This window comes from Blastococcus sp. SYSU D00868, assembly GCF_054050575.1.
Genome location: NZ_JBJGZO010000005.1, coordinates 187,580 through 203,998, shown reverse-complemented (window position 1 = coordinate 203,998; position 16,419 = coordinate 187,580). Strand labels below are relative to the sequence as shown.

Annotated in this window: 22 protein-coding genes; 9 read left to right on the top strand and 13 right to left on the bottom strand. The window is 75.1% G+C overall.

Annotated elements, in window-relative coordinates:
* Positions 1–59 precede the first annotated feature (59 nt).
* Entirely contained in the window at positions 60–662 is a 603-nt protein-coding gene (locus tag ACI79F_RS06940) for a TMEM175 family protein (protein ID WP_456545525.1), read from the bottom strand.
* A gap of 66 nt (positions 663–728) precedes the next feature.
* Here ACI79F_RS06940 and ACI79F_RS06935 point away from each other — a divergent pair, with 66 nt between their 5' ends.
* Both ACI79F_RS06935 and ACI79F_RS06930 read left to right on the top strand, forming a co-directional pair.
* Entirely contained in the window at positions 729–1,397 is a 669-nt protein-coding gene (locus ACI79F_RS06935) for a gamma carbonic anhydrase family protein (RefSeq protein WP_456545526.1), read from the top strand.
* A 1-nt stretch (position 1,398) separates the two neighbouring features.
* Positions 1,399–1,617: a hypothetical protein gene (locus tag ACI79F_RS06930; RefSeq protein ID WP_456545527.1), complete on the top strand. Its 219-nt coding sequence runs from the start codon at positions 1,399–1,401 to the stop codon at positions 1,615–1,617.
* Here ACI79F_RS06930 and ACI79F_RS06925 read toward each other — a convergent pair.
* Entirely contained in the window at positions 1,614–2,117 is a 504-nt protein-coding gene (locus tag ACI79F_RS06925; protein ID WP_456545528.1) for a GNAT family N-acetyltransferase, read from the bottom strand. The two genes, ACI79F_RS06930 and ACI79F_RS06925, sit on opposite strands and share 4 nt — an antisense overlap.
* Before the next feature lie 98 nt (positions 2,118–2,215).
* Between ACI79F_RS06925 and ACI79F_RS06920 the strand changes: the two genes are divergently transcribed.
* The gene (locus ACI79F_RS06920; protein ID WP_456545529.1) at positions 2,216–3,547 is read left to right on the top strand and encodes a hypothetical protein; all 1,332 of its coding nucleotides are present in this window, start codon (positions 2,216–2,218) and stop codon (positions 3,545–3,547) included.
* Here ACI79F_RS06920 and ACI79F_RS06915 read toward each other — a convergent pair.
* Positions 3,534–4,175: a dihydrofolate reductase family protein gene (locus ACI79F_RS06915; protein ID WP_456545530.1), complete on the bottom strand. Its 642-nt coding sequence runs from the start codon at positions 4,173–4,175 to the stop codon at positions 3,534–3,536. The genes ACI79F_RS06920 and ACI79F_RS06915 overlap by 14 nt on opposite strands.
* Before the next feature lie 129 nt (positions 4,176–4,304).
* Between ACI79F_RS06915 and ACI79F_RS06910 the strand changes: the two genes are divergently transcribed.
* Positions 4,305–4,478 (top strand): hypothetical protein, encoded by a 174-nt coding sequence (locus ACI79F_RS06910; RefSeq protein ID WP_456545531.1) that lies wholly within the window; start codon positions 4,305–4,307, stop codon positions 4,476–4,478.
* A 31-nt stretch (positions 4,479–4,509) separates the two neighbouring features.
* Here ACI79F_RS06910 and ACI79F_RS06905 read toward each other — a convergent pair whose 3' ends face one another.
* Positions 4,510–4,851 carry a hypothetical protein gene (locus ACI79F_RS06905; RefSeq protein ID WP_456545532.1) on the bottom strand — a complete coding sequence of 114 codons (342 nt, stop codon included), beginning with the start codon at positions 4,849–4,851 and terminating at the stop codon, positions 4,510–4,512.
* A gap of 125 nt (positions 4,852–4,976) precedes the next feature.
* Positions 4,977–5,642 carry a GAP family protein gene (locus ACI79F_RS06900; protein ID WP_456545533.1) on the bottom strand — a complete coding sequence of 222 codons (666 nt, stop codon included), beginning with the start codon at positions 5,640–5,642 and terminating at the stop codon, positions 4,977–4,979.
* A gap of 75 nt (positions 5,643–5,717) precedes the next feature.
* Between ACI79F_RS06900 and ACI79F_RS06895 the strand changes: the two genes are divergently transcribed.
* Positions 5,718–6,269: a TetR/AcrR family transcriptional regulator gene (locus ACI79F_RS06895; protein ID WP_456545534.1), complete on the top strand. Its 552-nt coding sequence runs from the start codon at positions 5,718–5,720 to the stop codon at positions 6,267–6,269.
* A 48-nt stretch (positions 6,270–6,317) separates the two neighbouring features.
* On the opposite strand, the gene ACI79F_RS06890 is transcribed toward ACI79F_RS06895, so the two are convergent.
* The 5 genes from ACI79F_RS06890 to ACI79F_RS06870 form a co-directional block, all read right to left on the bottom strand.
* A complete protein-coding gene (locus ACI79F_RS06890) occupies positions 6,318–6,797 on the bottom strand; it encodes a DUF1579 family protein (protein WP_456545535.1) in 480 nt (159 codons plus the stop codon).
* 28 nt (positions 6,798–6,825) lie between these two features.
* Positions 6,826–7,581, bottom strand: a complete 756-nt coding sequence (locus tag ACI79F_RS06885) for a succinate dehydrogenase/fumarate reductase iron-sulfur subunit (RefSeq protein ID WP_456545536.1) — start codon at positions 7,579–7,581, stop codon at positions 6,826–6,828.
* Positions 7,582–7,585: 4 nt separating this feature from the next.
* Positions 7,586–9,385, bottom strand: a complete 1,800-nt coding sequence (locus ACI79F_RS06880; protein ID WP_456545537.1) for a fumarate reductase/succinate dehydrogenase flavoprotein subunit — start codon at positions 9,383–9,385, stop codon at positions 7,586–7,588.
* A complete protein-coding gene (locus ACI79F_RS06875; protein ID WP_456545538.1) occupies positions 9,385–10,215 on the bottom strand; it encodes a hypothetical protein in 831 nt (276 codons plus the stop codon). Before ACI79F_RS06875 ends, ACI79F_RS06880 begins: the two co-directional genes overlap by 1 nt.
* Positions 10,216–10,639: 424 nt before the next feature.
* Positions 10,640–11,107 (bottom strand): hypothetical protein, encoded by a 468-nt coding sequence (locus ACI79F_RS06870; protein WP_456545539.1) that lies wholly within the window; start codon positions 11,105–11,107, stop codon positions 10,640–10,642.
* Positions 11,108–11,266: 159 nt separating this feature from the next.
* Here ACI79F_RS06870 and ACI79F_RS06865 point away from each other — a divergent pair, with 159 nt between their 5' ends.
* Positions 11,267–11,608, top strand: a complete 342-nt coding sequence (locus tag ACI79F_RS06865) for a hypothetical protein (RefSeq protein ID WP_456545540.1) — start codon at positions 11,267–11,269, stop codon at positions 11,606–11,608.
* 19 nt (positions 11,609–11,627) lie between these two features.
* On the opposite strand, the gene ACI79F_RS06860 is transcribed toward ACI79F_RS06865, so the two are convergent.
* Positions 11,628–12,470 carry an alpha/beta hydrolase gene (locus ACI79F_RS06860; RefSeq protein WP_456545541.1) on the bottom strand — a complete coding sequence of 281 codons (843 nt, stop codon included), beginning with the start codon at positions 12,468–12,470 and terminating at the stop codon, positions 11,628–11,630.
* 206 nt (positions 12,471–12,676) lie between these two features.
* Here ACI79F_RS06860 and ACI79F_RS06855 point away from each other — a divergent pair, with 206 nt between their 5' ends.
* A complete protein-coding gene (locus ACI79F_RS06855; protein ID WP_456545542.1) occupies positions 12,677–13,645 on the top strand; it encodes a helix-turn-helix domain-containing protein in 969 nt (322 codons plus the stop codon).
* Positions 13,642–14,235, top strand: a complete 594-nt coding sequence (locus ACI79F_RS06850) for a hypothetical protein (RefSeq protein WP_456545543.1) — start codon at positions 13,642–13,644, stop codon at positions 14,233–14,235. Before ACI79F_RS06855 ends, ACI79F_RS06850 begins: the two co-directional genes overlap by 4 nt.
* 6 nt (positions 14,236–14,241) lie before the next feature.
* Here ACI79F_RS06850 and ACI79F_RS06845 read toward each other — a convergent pair whose 3' ends face one another.
* Positions 14,242–14,535 carry a hypothetical protein gene (locus ACI79F_RS06845; protein ID WP_456545544.1) on the bottom strand — a complete coding sequence of 98 codons (294 nt, stop codon included), beginning with the start codon at positions 14,533–14,535 and terminating at the stop codon, positions 14,242–14,244.
* 194 nt (positions 14,536–14,729) lie between these two features.
* Positions 14,730–15,344 carry a TasA family protein gene (locus ACI79F_RS06840; RefSeq protein ID WP_456545545.1) on the bottom strand — a complete coding sequence of 205 codons (615 nt, stop codon included), beginning with the start codon at positions 15,342–15,344 and terminating at the stop codon, positions 14,730–14,732.
* Between the two features lie 155 nt (positions 15,345–15,499).
* On the opposite strand from ACI79F_RS06840, the gene ACI79F_RS06835 reads away from it, so the two are divergent.
* Complete coding sequence (locus tag ACI79F_RS06835; RefSeq protein WP_456545546.1) at positions 15,500–16,414, top strand: DUF1028 domain-containing protein; 915 nt, start codon at positions 15,500–15,502, stop codon at positions 16,412–16,414.
* Positions 16,415–16,419 lie beyond the last annotated feature (5 nt).

The window sequence follows — 16,419 nt, the reverse complement described above, 5'->3', positions numbered from 1 at the left end:
ACGGCAACGCGGCGGGCACCGGCTGGACGCGGGCGCCCCGGCCGCCCCGAGCGGCGGGGTCAGTCCCCGGCCGCCCCGGCGCGGCGGCGCAGCACCCGCTCCACCGGGTCGGTGGCGAACAGCGCGAGCAGCGCCCAGTAGCCGATGCTCGGGACGGCGACGCCGAGGACCAGCGCCCCGGCGAAGATCGCCGTCGTCGCGACCGCCGACGCCGGGAACGGCTCGGGCTCGTCGGCCCGGCACAGCGCGGGCCGCCGCCACATCAGCAGCGCCAGGCCGGTCAGCAGGGCGGAACTCGCGGTCATCGTCCCGATGTACAGGGCCACGGCGAGCCGGTCGGCGCCGTAGATGGCCGTGGCCTGGGTGACGAAGGGCAGCAGCACGATCGTCAGCACCCAGGCCAGGTTGACCAGCAGGAACGCCCTGTCGTAGGCGCCGATCCGCTCGACCAGCCGGTGGTGCACCAGCCACAGGCGGGCGATGACGACGAAGCTGAGGAGGAAGGCGCCGAACTGGCTGCGCTCGTCGGCCAGCAGGGCGCCGAGCTCCTCGGTGGGCGACTCGAGCACCTCGCTCAACGGCAGCACGAGCACGGTGATCGCGATGGCCACGACGGCGTCCAGGAACGTGATCAGCCGGTCCAGGCCGCGCTCCGTGCGCACGACGGCACGGTAGTGGTGACGCCGACCGCCCGGGAGGGTCGCGGCGGAGCCCCTGGCGGAGTAGATGTGACCCACGCCACTCTGCAGCGGGGTGGCCGGACGGCGGCGGCACCGTGCCGGCGCAGGGCCCTCGACGAGGTGCAGGGGAGCGACATGGAGCGGGACAACTACATCGCGGAGCTGCCGTTCGGCCGGCCGGAGATCGACGAGGACGCGTTCGTCGCCCCGACCGCCGTCGTGGTCGGCGCGGTCACCCTGGGCCCCCGGTCGAGCATCTGGTACGGCTCGGTGGCCCGCGCCGACGAGGAGGCCATCCTCATCGGCCCGGACACCAACGTGCAGGACGGCTGCGCGCTGCACTGCGACCCCGGGTTCCCGTTGGTCGTCGGCCGCGGGGTCACCGTCGGCCACCGGGTGGTCCTGCACGGCGCGCGGATCGACGACGACGTGCTGATCGGCATGGGCAGCATCGTGATGAACGGCGCGCACATCGGCAGCACCTCCATCGTGGCGGCCGGGGCGGTGGTCACCCCCGGCACCGAGGTCCCGCCGTGGTCGGTCGTGGCCGGGGTGCCCGCGCGGGTGATCCGGGCGGCGACGGAGGAGGACCTCGGCCACATCCGGGCCAACGCCGAGAGCTACACCCGCCGCCTGCCGGCCGCCCGCCGGGTGCGGCCCGTCGTCCGGCGCCCGCTGCCGGCGGCGGGGATGGTCGCCGGCGACGGGATGTTCTGAGGTGGGCACCGATCCGCGGCCGGGGGAGGAGGACGTCGGCCGGGACGACGCGCAGGCGCTGTCGCGGGCGACCGGCGGCGGGCCGGCTGACGGCCCGGACGCCGGCGCGACCACCGGCACCGGCGAGTCGGAGACGGCCGTCGGCCGGGTCGCCGGGCAGGACGCCGGCTACGCGGGCGAGACCGGGGCGGAGCGGCGGGCCGAGGAGCAGTCGGGCTAGCCGCCGTCCCGGACCATCCGGATCTCGCGGACGCCGCCGTCGACCTGCGTCGCCCCGTCCGCGACGAACCCGTGCCTGCGGTAGAAGGCCTGCGCCCGCGGGTTGGGGTCGGCCACCCACAGCACCGTCGGCTCCCCGGGGCCGACGACCGCGTCCAGCAGCGCCGGCCCCGCGCCGGTGCCGTGGTGGGCCGCGAGCACGTACAGCACGTACAGCTGCCGCGCCCACGTCGCCCCGGCGTCCAGCGGCGGGCCGGACATGGCGATCCCGACCAGCTCGCCGTCCCGCTCGGCGACCGCCACGCGGTTGGCGCGGTACCGCTCGTCGGTCAGCGCGGCGGTCCAGAACCGCTCGCGGGCGGCCGGGAAGCCCGGGTCGTCGAGGAGGGCGTCGGACACGAGCCCCCGGTAGGTCTCCTGCCAGCAGCGGACGTTCACCCGCGCCATCGACGCGGCGTCCCCGGCCCGGGCAGGGCGGATCACCAGTGCGGAACCGGCCACGCCGAACCGTAGTGCCGGCGACGACGGGAGGGTCCCCTCCCCGGGCTGTCGGGGCCCGGGTGGGGACGGGCGGTCACCCCACCCGGTAGAAGGGAGGCGTGACTGCGACGAGCGAGGGGCCGGCCCCGGACACCGAGCGGTGGGCGCCGGGCGCGACCTCCGGCCTGCAGGTCCCCGGCGACGCGGCCACGCTGCTCGTCGACGGCCCGGGCTTCCTCACCCGGGCGTTCCGGGCCTCCGGCGCCCTCGCCGCCGACAACGGCGTCCGCCGCGTCGTCGGGGCGCGGGAGTTCCACGGCGGCGGCACCGGCAGGAAGCTGGTGCTGACGGTGGAGTACGACCGGCCCGGGCCGGGCCTGCCCCACGAGCTGTTCGTGAAGTTCTCGCGCAACTACGACGACGCGCTGTGGGACAGCGGCCGGCACCAGATGGTGTCCGAGGTGGCCGTCGCGAACCTGTCCCGGTCCCCGGACTTCCCGGTGCCCGTGCCGGCCGTGCTGTTCGCCGACGTCGACCCGGACACCCACACCGGGCTGATCGTCTCCGAGTGCATCCCCTACGGGCGGGACGGCGTGGAGCCGCACCACGTCAAGTGCATGGACTACGCCGTGCCGGACCAGGTCGGCCACTACGAGGCCATCCTCCGCGGGCTGGCGCGGCTCTCGGGCGCGCACCGGGCCGGCCGGCTGTCCCCGGAGGTCGACCGCCGGTTCCCCTACGACCGTGAGCAGGCCTCGGCGGGGTTCGGCGGCCAGGTGCCGGAGGCGAAGGTCGTGCAGTGGGCCACCCGGCTGTTCGACTTCGTCGACCGCTACCCGCGGCTGTTCCCGGACACCGTGCGCGCCCCGGGCCTGCGCGACCGGGTGCTGGCCGACATCCCGGACGTGCTCGCCGCCGGCGACCGGATCCGGGAGGTGCTGCACGGCAACCCTGACCTCATCGCCTTCGCGCACTGGAACGCCAACATCGACAACTGCTTCTTCCGGCCGGGCCCGGACGGCCGGCTGGAGGCCGGCTTCCTGGACTGGGCGAACGCCGGGCAGCTGAGCGTGGCCCAGTCGATCACCGGGGCGATCAGCGGCGCCGAGCCCTTCGTCTGGGACGACCACCTCGACCACCTGCTGACCGTGTTCGCCGAGGAGTACGCGGCCGCCGGCGGGCCGCGATTGGACCTGGAGGAGCTGCGGCTGCACATCCTGCTGGGGGCGGCGTCCGGCCTGCCGCACTCGCTGGGGGCGCCGGTCGCCGTGCCGCGGGAGGTCGAGGACCTCGACGCCGTGGAGAGCTACCGGGACACCCGGCTCAGCCGGCACGAGAACGCCCGGATCCAGCTGCACCAGGCGACGCGGGCGCTGCACCTGTGGCAGACCCGGCGGCTGGGGGACCTGGTGCGCTCGCTCTGGGGACGGCGCGCCGTCACGACCTCGTGAACGTCAGGTGGGTGACCCCGCCGGGCGTCGAGACCGCCTCGACGTCGTAGCCGGCCTCCATCGCCTCGAGGCCGTCCCACAGCCGCACCCCGCGGCCGAGCACGATCGGCACCTGGACGAGGTGGACGTGGTCGACCAGCCCCGCCGCGATGAAGTCGCGGGCGACGGTCGGCCCGCCGCCGATGCGCACGTCCCGGCCGGCCGCCGCCTCGCGCGCGACGTCCAGGGCCTCGGCCGGCGGGGCGTCGAGGAAGTGGAACGTCGTCCCGCCGGCCATCTCGATCGGCGGGCGCGGCCGGTGGGTGAGCACGAAGGTCGGCGTGTGGAACGGCGGGTCCTCGCCCCACCACCCCGTCCACCCGGCGTCGTCCTGCCAGCCCGGGGGGCCGAACTTGTTCGCGCCCATGATCTCGGCGCCGATGCCCGGCTCGTGCTGCCGGGCGAAGGCGTCGTCGGCGCCGGCGCTGCCGCCCTCGCGGCCCACCATCGGGGCGCCGAAGCGGGTGGCGACCATCCACTCGTGCAGCCGTTCGCCGGCGTGGCCGAAGGGCGTCTCGAGGGACTGACCCTCGCCGGTGGCGAACCCGTCCAGCGAGATGGAGAGGTTGTGGATGCGGGTCCGTGTCATCTCGCTCGCTCCGTCCGCTCGGGCTGCCCGTCGGGGGTGGAGACCGCGGTCGGCCGCCGCACTCATCGGTCCTCCGGTGGGACGCGAGAAGCCGCTGAGACGTGGGCCCGTCCGCCCTAGCCTCGCTGCGTGACCCGGTACAGGTTCCTCGACGCGATGGGTGACGTCGTGGCCGAGCAGGAGTTCGCCGAGCACGCCCAGGCGCTGGCGTGGGCCGAGGACGAGGCGGAGGAGGACGTCCAGCGCGTGGAGTACCTCGGGCCGGAGGGCGACTGGCGCTGGGCGGGCGCACTGGGCGGGTGAGGTCGCGCGTCCGGCGAGCCGAGAGGCGCGGTCAGCCCTCGCCCAGCACACGCCTGATGTCGGCCAGCGGGTCCGACTCGCTGCGACGGTCGCGGTCGGGACCGACCTCCTGCCAGAACTGCGGCAGCCGCTCGTCCGACCGGGCACGCCAGCGACGTGGCTTGCGTCGCTCACCGGTGAGGACCTCGATGGCAGCGGAGACCAGCAGCTGATCCACCCGGTCGTGGATCAGGCGCCCGAGAGTCGGCTTCGCGGCGAGCTCCATGACCCGGCCATGTGTGCGGTCGTCGGCGTCGAGCACCATCCGCGCGAGTTCGTGCTCGTCCCGCAGCCACAACTGCTCGGCGATGTCCTCTCGACTGGCCACGATCACGACTGTCGTATCGGCAGCCCGGCGTCTCCCGGGGCTGCCTCGCGAGCGGGCCGTCCGAGCCTCGCTGAGCGCCACGTCCGTCGCGCACGCGGCACCGAGCGCAGCCGGTCACAGGCCCACCGCGCTCACACCCGTGCCGCGATGGCGGCGACGATGGCTCCGAGCAGCAGCAGGCCCAGGGCGGCGGGGATGCTGCGTGGCACCGTGCGCGCCCGGCCGATGCGGTCGTAGACCCGCTGGAGCCGGTGGCGGACCCGCTCCCCGTGGAGGGTGCCCACGGCGAGCAGCAGCAGGCAGGGCAGGCAGTACACGACGGCGTAACCGGCCAGCACCCACAGTCCGGTCGCCAGGGGCACGTCGGCGGTGACCAGTCGCTCGATGGCGATCAGGTACGGGAAGGCGTTGGGCAGGTCGGCCGCCGTGACGAGCACCCCGACGGGGGCGGCGGTCCACGGGCCGAACCACCGGGGCAGGGCGACCGCCGACCGCTCCCGGGGGCGTAGTCGGCGGAGAGCCGCGACCAGCAGGAGCAGCGCGGCCAGGCCGAAGGCGCCCCGGCGCACCCACACCAGCCCGCCGGTGACCACGTCCGCCGCCAGGTCCGCGCCGGCGTAGACGGCGACCCCGACGGCGAGGACGGCCGAGTAGGCCCCGCCCACGTATGCCAGCGCGGTGGCCACCCGGCGCTGCAGTGGCGCCAGCAGGACCAGCGCCACGCCGGCGATCGTGGCCGGGTTCAGGGAGTCGAGCGCCGCCAACCCGGCGATGCCTGCCAGCAGGCTGGGTGTCATCGCGGGACCCACACAGCCATGAGACGATGCTATCTCAGTTGAGATGTGACCGTCTCAACACGGTAGGGTGTCCCGGTGGCCGTGGACCCGCTCCTGACGCGTGCGGCCGAGGTCCTGTCGGCGGCGCCGACCGCGTCCATGGAGCAGATCGCCGCAGCCGTGGGCATCAGCCGGGCCACCCTGTTCCGGCGGTTCCCGAATCGGCAGGTGCTGGTGTCGGCGGTGGCGCGCGCGGCCGCCGAGGCCTACGTCGAGGCCACGGACGCCGCCCGGCTCGAGGACGGGCCTCCGGACGAGGCCCTGCGTCGGCTCATCGCCGCGCTGGCCCCGCTCGGTGTCCGCTTCGGGCTGCTGACGTCCCAACCGCTGGACGAGCTGGTGGAGGAGGAACTCCTGACCCTGGTGCACGGCAGCGACGAACAGCTGCGCGCGCTGGTCCGGCGGGGCCAGGAGGGCGGCGTCTTCCGCGTCGACCTCAGCGCCGAGTGGGTCGTCATCATGGTGACGTGGTTGCTCGTCGGCGGTGCCGACGGCGTTCGGCTCGGACAGCTCGCGGTGCGAGAGGTGGGACGACTCGTGACCGAGACGGTCCTGAGCGCGTTGACCCGGCCAGCGCGGCAGCACTGATCCGGGCGGTCGCCGCCCGTCGGCCGGGACGGCGTGCTGCGCGCCCGCTCAGTCCGGCTCGTCGACGCGGGTCTCGGTCGCCCGGTAGCCGCCGCCGGGCCACTCCCAGCGCCCGTCGACCGTGCCGGCCTCGCGGTCGATCCTGCCGGTGAAGCGCGCCGGGGAGTCCCTGGCGCCGTGCCAGATCGTCAGCCGGTCGCCCTCCACCTGCCAGAAGTACTCCAGCGCGAACGAGCAGAACGGTCCCGGTCCCTCGGCGCTGAAGAACATCGAGCGCAGCGTCTGCTGGGCGTGGTCGTACCCGATGTACTCGGCGCCCTCGGACTCGTCGCCGTCCATCCGCATGACCTGGACGAGGAAGTGGCCACCGGGGAGCCAGCGGCGGGTCACCGTGCCCGTGAACGGCGAGCCGCCGTCGAGGTCGTGGCCCTCGAGCCGCCACGTCCCCACCAGGACGTCGAGGTCGCGCAGCCGGGGGTGCGGCGGGGGAGCGCTGGGCCCGCCCGGCTGGTCGCCGGACCCGGTCATCGCGGCGTCCGCTCCCGGAGTGACGCCGTCAGTCCCGCGGACGGCGGCGGATCTTCGAGCCGAGCCAGGTCAGCGGGTCGTAGCGGCGGTCCACCACCCGCTCCTTGAGCGGGATGATCCCGTTGTCGGTGAGGTGGATGCCCTCCGGGCAGACCTCGCTGCAGCACTTGGTGATGTTGCAGTAGCCCAGCCCGAACTCGTCCTGCGCGAGGCCCCGGCGGTCGACGGTGTCCAGCGGGTGCATGTCGAGCTCGGCCAGCCGGATGAGGAACCGCGGCCCGGCGAAGGCGGCCTTGTTCTCCTCGTGGTCGCGGATGACGTGGCAGGTGTTCTGGCAGAGGTAGCACTCGATGCACTTGCGGAACTCCTGCGAGCGCTCGACGTCCACCTGCTGCATCCGGTGGCTGCCGTCCTCCTCCCGCGGGCGCGGCGTGAACGCCGGGATCTGCGCCGCCTTCTCGTAGTTGTAGGACACGTCGGTCACCAGGTCCCGGACGACGGGGAAGGTGCGCAGCGGCGTCACCGTCACCGTCTCGTCCTCGGCGAAGGTGCTCATCCGGGTCATGCACATCAGCCGCGGCCGGCCGTTGATCTCGGCGCTGCATGACCCGCACTTGCCGGCCTTGCAGTTCCACCGGACGGCGAGGTCGCCGGCCTGGGTGGCCTGCAGCCGGTGGACGACGTCGAGCACGACCTCGCCCTCGTTCACCGGCACCGTGAAGGTCTGCAGGTCCCCGCCGGACGCGTCCCCGCGCCAGACCCGGAACGTCGCGTCGTAACTCATCGCCTCATCCCTCGAAGATCTCGGCCAGCTCGCGCGGCATCTGCGGGAGCGGCTGCCGGGTCAGCGACACGGAGCCGTCGGGGGCCAGCGCGCAGACGAGGTTGGTGCGCGACCACTCGTCGTCGGTGGCCGGGAAGTCGTCGCGGGTGTGCCCGCCGCGGCTCTCCTGCCGCTCCAGCGCCGCCCGCGCGATGCACTCGCTGACCCGCAGCATGTGCGGCAGGTCCAGCGCCAGGTGCCAGCCGGGGTTGTACTGCCGGTGCCCCTCCACCGACAGGGCCGCCACCCGCTTCTTCAGCGCCTCGATGCGGTCCAGCGCCTGCTCCATCTCGGCCGCGGTCCGGATGATCCCGACCAGGTCGTGCATGGTCTGCTGCAGGTCCTGCTGCACCGTGTACGGGTTCTCCCCGCCCTCCCGCTCGAACGGCGCCAGCGCGGCGCGGGCGGCGTCGGTCAGGGCGTCCTCGTCCAGCGGCGGCCGGCTGCCGGGCGGCCGGGCGCCGGCGTGCTCGGCGGCGGCCGCACCGGCCCGGCGGCCGAACACCAGCAGGTCCGACAGCGAGTTGCCGCCCAGCCGGTTGGAGCCGTGCATGCCGCCGGCCACCTCGCCCGCGGCGAACAGGCCGGGCACCCGCGCGGCCTCGGTGTCCGGGTCGACCTCCACCCCGCCCATCACGTAGTGGCAGGTGGGGCCGACCTCCATGGCCTCGGCGGTGATGTCGACCTCGGCCAGCTCCTTGAACTGGTGGTACATCGACGGCAGCCGCTTGCGGATGTACTCGGCCGAGCGGCGGGAGGCGATGTCGAGGTAGACGCCGCCGTGCGGGGTGCCCCGGCCGGCCTTCACCTCGCTGTTGATCGCCCGGGCGACCTCGTCGCGGGGCAGCAGCTCCGGCGGCCGCCGGTTGTTCTTCTTGTCGTCGTACCAGCGGTCGGCCTCGTCCTCGGTCTCCGCCGTCTCCTTGCGGAAGAAGTCCGGGATGTAGTCGAACATGAACCGGTTGCCGGCCGAGTTCTTCAGGACGCCGCCGTCGCCGCGGACGCTCTCGGTCACCAGGATCCCGCGCACCGACGGCGGCCAGACCATCCCGGTGGGGTGGAACTGGACGAACTCCATGTTCACCAGCGAGGCGCCGGCGGCCAGCGCCAGCGAGTGCCCGTCGCCGGTGTACTCCCAGGAGTTCGAGGTGACCTTGTAGGACTTGCCGATCCCGCCGGTGGCCAGCACCACCGACGGCGCCCGCCAGGCCACGAACCGGCCCGACTCCCGCCAGTAGCCGAACGCGCCGCTGATGCCGTCCGCGTCGGTGAGCAGCCGGGTCACCGTGCACTCCATGTACACGTCGATGCCGAGCGCCACCGTCCGCTGCTGCAGGGTGCGGATGAGCTCCAGGCCGGTGCGGTCCCCGACGTGGGCCAGCCGGGCGTACCGGTGCCCGCCGAAGTCGCGCTGGCTGATCAGCCCGTCGGCGGTGCGGTCGAACAGCGCGCCCCAGTCCTCGAGCTCGCGCACGCGGTCGGGCGCCTCCTGGGCGTGCAGCTGCGCCATCCGCCAGTGGTTGAGCATCTTCCCGCCGCGCATGGTGTCCCGGAAGTGCACCCGCCAGTTGTCCTCCGGGTACAGGTTCGCCATCGCCGCGGCGATCCCGCCCTCGGCCATCACGGTGTGCGCCTTGCCGAGCAGCGACTTGCACACCACCGCCGTCCGGGCGCCCTGCTCGTGCGCCTCGATCGCCGCCCGCAGGCCGGCGCCGCCGGCCCCCACCACGACGACGTCGTAGTCGTGCCGCTCCAGCTCCACCATCAGAAGAACCTCAGATCCGAGATCGTGTCGGTCGCCAGCAGCAGCACGTAGAAGTCGGCGAACGCGACGCCGAACAGCGAGATCCACGCGAACTTCATGTGGTTGGCGTTGAGCTTCGAGACGACGGTCCAGAAGCGGTAGCGCAGCGGGTGCCGCGAGAAGGAGTTCAGCCGTCCGCCGACGATGTGCCGGCACGAGTGGCAGGACAGCGAGTACAGCCACAGCAGCGCCGCGTTGGCCAGCAGGACCAGCGTGCCCAGCCCCATGTGCCCCCAGGCGCCGGTCTCGTCGCGGAAGGCGAGGACGGCGTCGTAGGTCAGGATCACGTTGAAGACCAGGCCCGCGTAGAAGAAGTAGCGGTGCACGTTCTGCCCGAGCAGCGGCAGCCGGGTCTCACCCGTGTAGCGGCGGTGCGGCTCGGCGACCGCGCACGCCGGCGGCGACAGCCAGAACGACCGGTAGTAGGCCTTGCGGTAGTAGTAGCAGGTCAGCCGGAACCCGAGCGGGACGACCAGGATGTAGATCGCCGGGGAGATCCACGACGGGCCGGTGAACAGCTCCGGGAAGGTGTCGCCCTCGCAGTCGGTCGTGATGCACGGCGAGTAGAACGGCGAGATGTAGGGCTCGGCGAAGTAGTGGGCGTTCTGGAACGCCCGGATCGTCGAGTAGACGATGAACAGCACCAGGACGACGACCGTGATCAGCGGCTGCAGCCACCAGCGGTCGGTGCGCAGGGTGCGTGCCGCGATGGCCGCGCGGCGGGGCGGGGTCTCGCTCCTGCCGCGCCCGGGGGTGACCGCCCCGGTTCTGCGCGGAGCGGTCGCGGTCACGGCGTGGTCCGCCGGCCGCCGAGGAAGGGCGTCCCGGGGACGCCGGGGGCATGAGCCCCGTCGGGGGCCTCCAACGACACGTCGTCCATGAGCGCCTCCAGCACCGTTGCTGACGCGCCGCCGCATGGCGGTGGGGCGCATCCGACCACGGACGTCGTCCGGAGGGAAGGGGCTGTGCCCGATCCGTGTCGCTGCCGGCGGACCCACCGCGCGCGCCCAGCGCCGGAGAGGAGCTCGTCGGCCAGGGGCTGGGCTTCGACGTCGGCACGCTGCTCAGCCGGCGCCACCTGCCCTCCCTCCGGCGTCGGCGCGGCCACCACGCCGACCGGGGGCGGCATGGCCGCGCCCGGTGGCCCCGGCGCGGGCGGGACGCCGCCGACCGGCGCGCCGCCCGCGCCGCCCACGCGATGAGCGCGGGGAGGGGCTAGCGGGACTGCTCGGTGGTGGGCTCGTCGGCGGTGCGCTCGGTGAACGCGGAGAACGTCTGGGCGACCGGCTCCTCGTCGACCGCGGCCGGGTCGACGGGGGCCGGGGTGCCGCCGGCGCCGGCCTGCTCCGTGGACGGGTCGTCGGCGGTGCGCTCGGTGAAGGCGGAGAACGTCTGGGCGACCGGCTCCTCGTCCTCCAGCGGGAACCCGCCGCCGGCCGCGCCGCCGTTGGCCGCCCCGCTGCCGCCGCTCGACGCGGCCGGCGCGTGCTTGGTCAGCCCGTCCACCGCGCCCTGCAGCTGCGGCGGCAGGCTCTCGCGCACCTTGCCCACGGCCTGCTGCACCTCCGGCCGCTCGGTCAGGCGCGTGGCGGCCTGCTGGATCTGCTCGTACCGCGCGCGTCCGGCCCGCGTGCCGAGCACGTAGCCCACGCCGATGCCGAACGCCAACGACAGCTTGCCCATGAGTCGCTCCTCCTCTGCGGCCCGCGCTCTGCGGCCGTCCGGACCGCGCCGTACCCCGCCCGGCCGGGGTGAACCCGTTGCACACCGGCGGCGTCGGCGCAGGTCGCGGCCGTGCGCCGGATCGTTGACGGCGGGGCAGCGGACGGTCACCCTCGGCGCATGACCGTCGTCCCCCTCCGCTCCGACTCCTGGACCTGGGAGAGCGCCCGGGGGCTCACCCGCGCCGTGCGCGTCTCGCCGCACGTCGACGCGGGCCTGCTGACCGTCAGCTTCTGGCGGGACGACCGCTGCGCCGGCACGGTCCGCCTGACCCCGGAGGAGGCCGCCTCGCTCGTCGGCCGGCTGAGCGCCGCACTGGCCGGCATGGCCGTCCGGCCCGGCGCCGGGGAGGACGGCGACCCGTCGGCCGGGCACGGCGACGCCTCGGTGGAGGACCGGCTGGCGCAGGTCGAGCAGCGGCTGCGCCTCCTCGAGGCCGGGCAGGAGAGCCCGCCGGCCTGATCGCCGGTCAGCGCCGCGGTCAGGGCTGCGGCACCACCGGCGGGTCCGCGGCCGCCGCACCGACGGAGTGGCGGTCCAGGAAGTCCAGCGCCGTCCCGGCGACCTCCGCCCAGCCGACGTCGATGCCCAGCGAGTGGCCCCGGTCGGGGAACGACACGAACTCGGTGATGCCGCCGCCGTGCCGCCGCTGGATCCGGTAGGCCGTCCGCGAGGTCGCCTCGGGCACGGTGCGGTCGCGGCCCGCGCCGATAACCAGCAGCGGCCCGCGGCTGCGGTGGACGTCGACCGTGGCGGCGCCGCGCGGGGCGAACGCCGCCAGCCCCGCCTGGAACAGCGGCCGGGCGGGGGAGGGGATGGCGTACGCCGCGTACAGCCGGTCGGACTCCTCGCGGGGGACGGCGCTGGCGAAGCCGCGGGCGAAGCTGTCCGGGGTGTGCGCCCAGGTGCGGCTGCGCAGCTGCGGACGGGAGAGCACCGGCCAGGCGGTGCGCAGCTGCGCCGGCGGGAGCGTCAGGTTGCCCCGGAACTGCGCGGGCGACAGCGCCACGCACGCGCGGGTCAGCCCCATCCCGTGCAGCTTCTGCGCCACCAGCCCGCCGAAGGAGTGCCCGATGACGACCGGCGGGGCGGGCAGCTCGGCGATGACCCGCGCGTGGTGGTCGGTGACCTCGCCGATGCCCACGCCGGCCACCGCCTCCGGGTGCGCCCGGGCCTCCGCGACGGTGGGCGGCTCGCCCGGCCAGCCCGGGGCCACCGGCGCGTAGCCGCGCGCGGTCAGCAGCTCGGCCCACGGCGCCCAGCTGCTCGCGTGCAGCCAGAGCCCGTGGACCAGGACGACGGGGACGGGTTCGGCGGCGCTCACGGGTCCTCCCGGACGGACGAGGGGCGCGGCGACCGGCGGCCGCGACGCCGCGACGCTAGGGCCGGTGACGGCCGGCGCACGGTGCCCTGCCCGACCGGTCCTGGACCCTGCCTGCCGGGTCCCGGCCCTTTACACGCCCGCGCGCCCGCCGCCACGATCGCGTCCTCCCGGCGACGCGGCCGGTTCCCGGCCGGACTGGAGGCACCGTGGTCACGCTCGTCGACACCGCCGCGCTGCCGCCGGGCGAGCGGCGGGCCGGCGCGGTCTCCGAGCTGCTCGAGGCCTCGATGTCCTCGCGGGTGCGCTTCCCCGACCCGCACGCGGCGGCCTCCGCCCGGCTCGACGGCTGGGACCTCGGCGGGGTGTCGGTGATGCGGGCCGAGCTCACCGGTGACCTGTCCCTGCTGCGGACCGCCCGGCACGCCCGCGCCGACCCCGCGTCGGTGGTGTCCCTCGCCGTCCAGGAGGTGGGCAGCGCCCGGCAGGAGCAGGCCGGCGTCCAGCGGGTGGTGCCGGCCGGCGGGCTGTCGGTGACCGACGTGTCGGCGCCCTACGAGTACCGGTGGGCAGGTGCAGGGGCCTGCCGGGCGCTGCGCATCCCCGCCCAGCGGCTCGGGCTCCCGGTCGACGTCGTCCGCGCGGCGGTGCCGGTCGCCCACCGCAGCCCGCTCTTCCCGCTCGTGCGCGCACACGTCGTCCACCTCACCCGGGACGCCGAGCGGCTCGCCCGCGAGCCGCAGGCGCACACCCTCGCCGCGGCGACGGTCGACCTGGCCCGGGCCCTGCTCGCCTCGGCCGCGGGCCGCCCGCTGCCCGGCGGACACCCCGGCACGCTGCTCGGCCAGGTGCGCGCCTACGTGCGGCAGCACCTGCGGGACCCCGACCTGGACGTCGAGCGGATCGCGCGGGCGCACGCCGTCTCGGTCCGCCAGCTGTACCGGATGTTCGCCGCCGCCGGGGCGAGCCTCGAGCAGGAGGTCATCGGCCAGCGGCTGCGCGGGGCCCGGGACGACCTCGCCCACAGCGGGCGCGCGATCGGCGCGGTCGCCCGCCGCTGGGGGTTCGGCGACCCCTCCTACTTCAGCCGCCGGTTCCGGGCCGAGTACGGCATGGCGCCACGGGACTGGCGCCGGGCCGCAACCCGGACCACCCACGACGACGGGAGCCCACCGTGACCCAGCCCGCCCCGATGGTGGTGCCGCGCTTCTCCGTGCACCAGCGGATCACCGTCATGGTCAACCGCTACGAGTTGGTCGCCACCCAGCCCGACGGCAGCGACGGACCGCTGCTGGCGCTGGCCGAGCAGAAGCGGATGAAGCTCCGGGAGGAGGTCGTCTTCACCGCCGACGGCCGCCCGGTGTTCTCCTTCAAGGCCCGGCAGCGGCTGGACGTGCACGCCCAGCACGACGTGCTCGACGAGCACGGCAACGCGCTGGGGAGCTTCGGCAAGCGGTTCGGCGCCAGCCTGCTGCGCTCCACCTGGGACCTGTCGATGCCCGGCCTGCAGGCCGTCGGGCAGGAGCGCCGTCCGGTCATCGCGCTGCTGCGCCGGATCTGGACGGTGATCCCCTACGTCGGCGACGTCTGGGTGCCGTTCGTCTTCCACTTCGACTTCGTCGACACCGCCACCGGGACGCCGGTGATGACCAGCGAACGGCGCAAGTCCGTCCGCGACCGCTACGACGTGACGGTGCACGACCCGCGGCTGGACTTCCGGGTCGCGGCGTCGATGGCCGTGGCCCTGGACGCGCTGCAGAGCCGCTGAGCCGGGTCAGCGGAAGAAGGCCGACACCAGGCCGAGCAGCCCGCCCGAGGAGTTCGCGCCCAGGTGGCCCCCGCCGCCGACCCGGCGCCGCCAGTCCGCAGCGATCAGGAAGGGGGCGGCCACCGCCCACAGCGCGACGGCGATGCCGATGGTGATCCTGCGGTCCACGGGCAGCACGAACTCCGAGAACAGGGCCAGCACGCCGGCCGCGGCCAGGCAGTAGCCGATCCGTCCCCAGCGCCGCTCCCGCCGCGCCCGCCGAGCGTCGGCCTCGGCCAGTTCCCGCTCGTGCTCCTGCACCCGCCTGCCTCCCGTTCCCTCGTGCCCGGCCGCCGGGCGGTCGCGGAAGCTAGCAGCGCCGGCCGCCGCGCGGGGACTCCCCGCGCGCGGACGCGACGACGCCCCCCGCTCCCGGGCCAGGGGGAGCGGGGGGCGTCGGCGTGGCCTGCCCCCTCCGCCGTGACCCCGCGGACGGCGGGGCGGGGGCGGCCGGGTCAGCGAGCGGCGCCGTCGCGCTGGACGCCGGTGAAGGTCAGCGCGAGCGTCGCGCTCTGGTCCTGGAACGCGTCGCCGGCCGACGTCGGCAGCGACAGCGTGAACACCAGGTGGTCGACCCCGCCGGGCTGCAGGCTGGCGACGCCGGCGAGCGGGGCGTCCATCACCGCGCGGCCGGAGTACAGCGTCGAGGCCCCGCCCGAGCAGGTGTAGGTCGGCGCGGACGGCGTGCCGCCCTGGGTCCACGCGGCCGGGCAGGAGCGCACCGACAGCTGCAGGCCAGAGGTGGGGTCGCTGGTCAGCACGCCGGCGGCGGCCGAGGATGCCAGGCTGACCTGGCCCAGCGGCGAGGTGCCGTCGTTGACGAGGTCGACCGCGCGGGTCATCGAGTCGCCCGGCACGAAGCCGGCGGTGGTCACCGGGACGGCGGCGCCGCGCTGGCTCACGTCGATCGAGACGGTGCCGGTCGAGACCTGCGTCGAGATCGGGGTCGTGCTGTCGGTGAACGTGCCGAACGTGCCCAGGCCGGCCACGGCGGCGGCAGCGGCCACGACGCCCAGCGAGCCGAGCACCTGGGTGCGGCGGCGGGCGACGACGTTGCGGGAAGACGTCATCTCAGGTTCCTCCAGTCCGGTTGCCGGGCGGGCTGTTCCGCCGGCAGGGAGGACTCTCGGCCCCGAACCGCAGGCCGCCCGCCGCCCTCCCGCAAGGTCTCCGCAAGACCGGGCCGGTGTTTGCGCGGTGTCCCGATGGGGGCAGGCGGCTGCGCGTGACCTACTCGATCGTCGCCCGGGACACCACGACCGGGGAGATGGGCGTCGCCACCCAGTCGCAGGCGTTCGCCGTCGGCAGCGGCGTCCCCTTCGCCCTCCCCGGCCAGGGGGTGATCGCCAGCCAGTCGATGGGCGAGCCGATGTACGGGCAGATCGGCCTGGACCTGCTGCGCGGGGGCTTCACCGCCCAGGAGGTGCTGACCGCGCTGCGCAGTGTCGACCCGAACCCCGAGCTGCGGCAGGTCGCCGTCCTCGACGTCTCCGGTGACCTCGCCGCCTACACCGGCGAGGCGTGCGTCGCCGACGCCGGGCACATGGTGGGGGAGGGCTGCGTCGCGCTCGCCAACATGGTGACCGGGCCGCGGGTGTGGGAGTCGATGGTCGCCACCTTCGAGACCACCGAGGGGCCGCTCGCCCAGCGGCTGCTGCTGGCGCTGCACGCGGGGGAGGACGCCGGCGGGGACCTGCGCGGGCGGCGGTCGGCGGCGGTGTTCGTCGTGCGGGCCACCACGACCGGCCGGCCGTGGCGCGACACCGTCGTGGACCTGCGGGTCGACGACTCCGAGGACCCGGTCGGCGAGCTCGACGCGCTCGTCGTCCGGCTGTCCCGCTACCAGGACGTCGTCCGCGCCTTCCAGCAGGCCATCGGCGGCGACGCAGTCACCGCCGACCGGGTGCTGGAGGCGCTGCGGCTGCCCGATCCGCACACCGAGCCCGACCACGTGCTGTGGCGCGCCGTGGTCGCCGGGCTGGCCGGCCGCGAGGACGCCGCCCGGGGGATGCTCAGCGAGCTGGCCGAGGTCGCGCCGCAGTTCGTCGAGATCGGCCGCCGGTTCGGCACCGCGGGCCTGGTGGACGCCGACCTGCTCGCGCGGATCCTGCCCGAGGGGGCCGCGCCGCACGCCGGTTAGCCGTG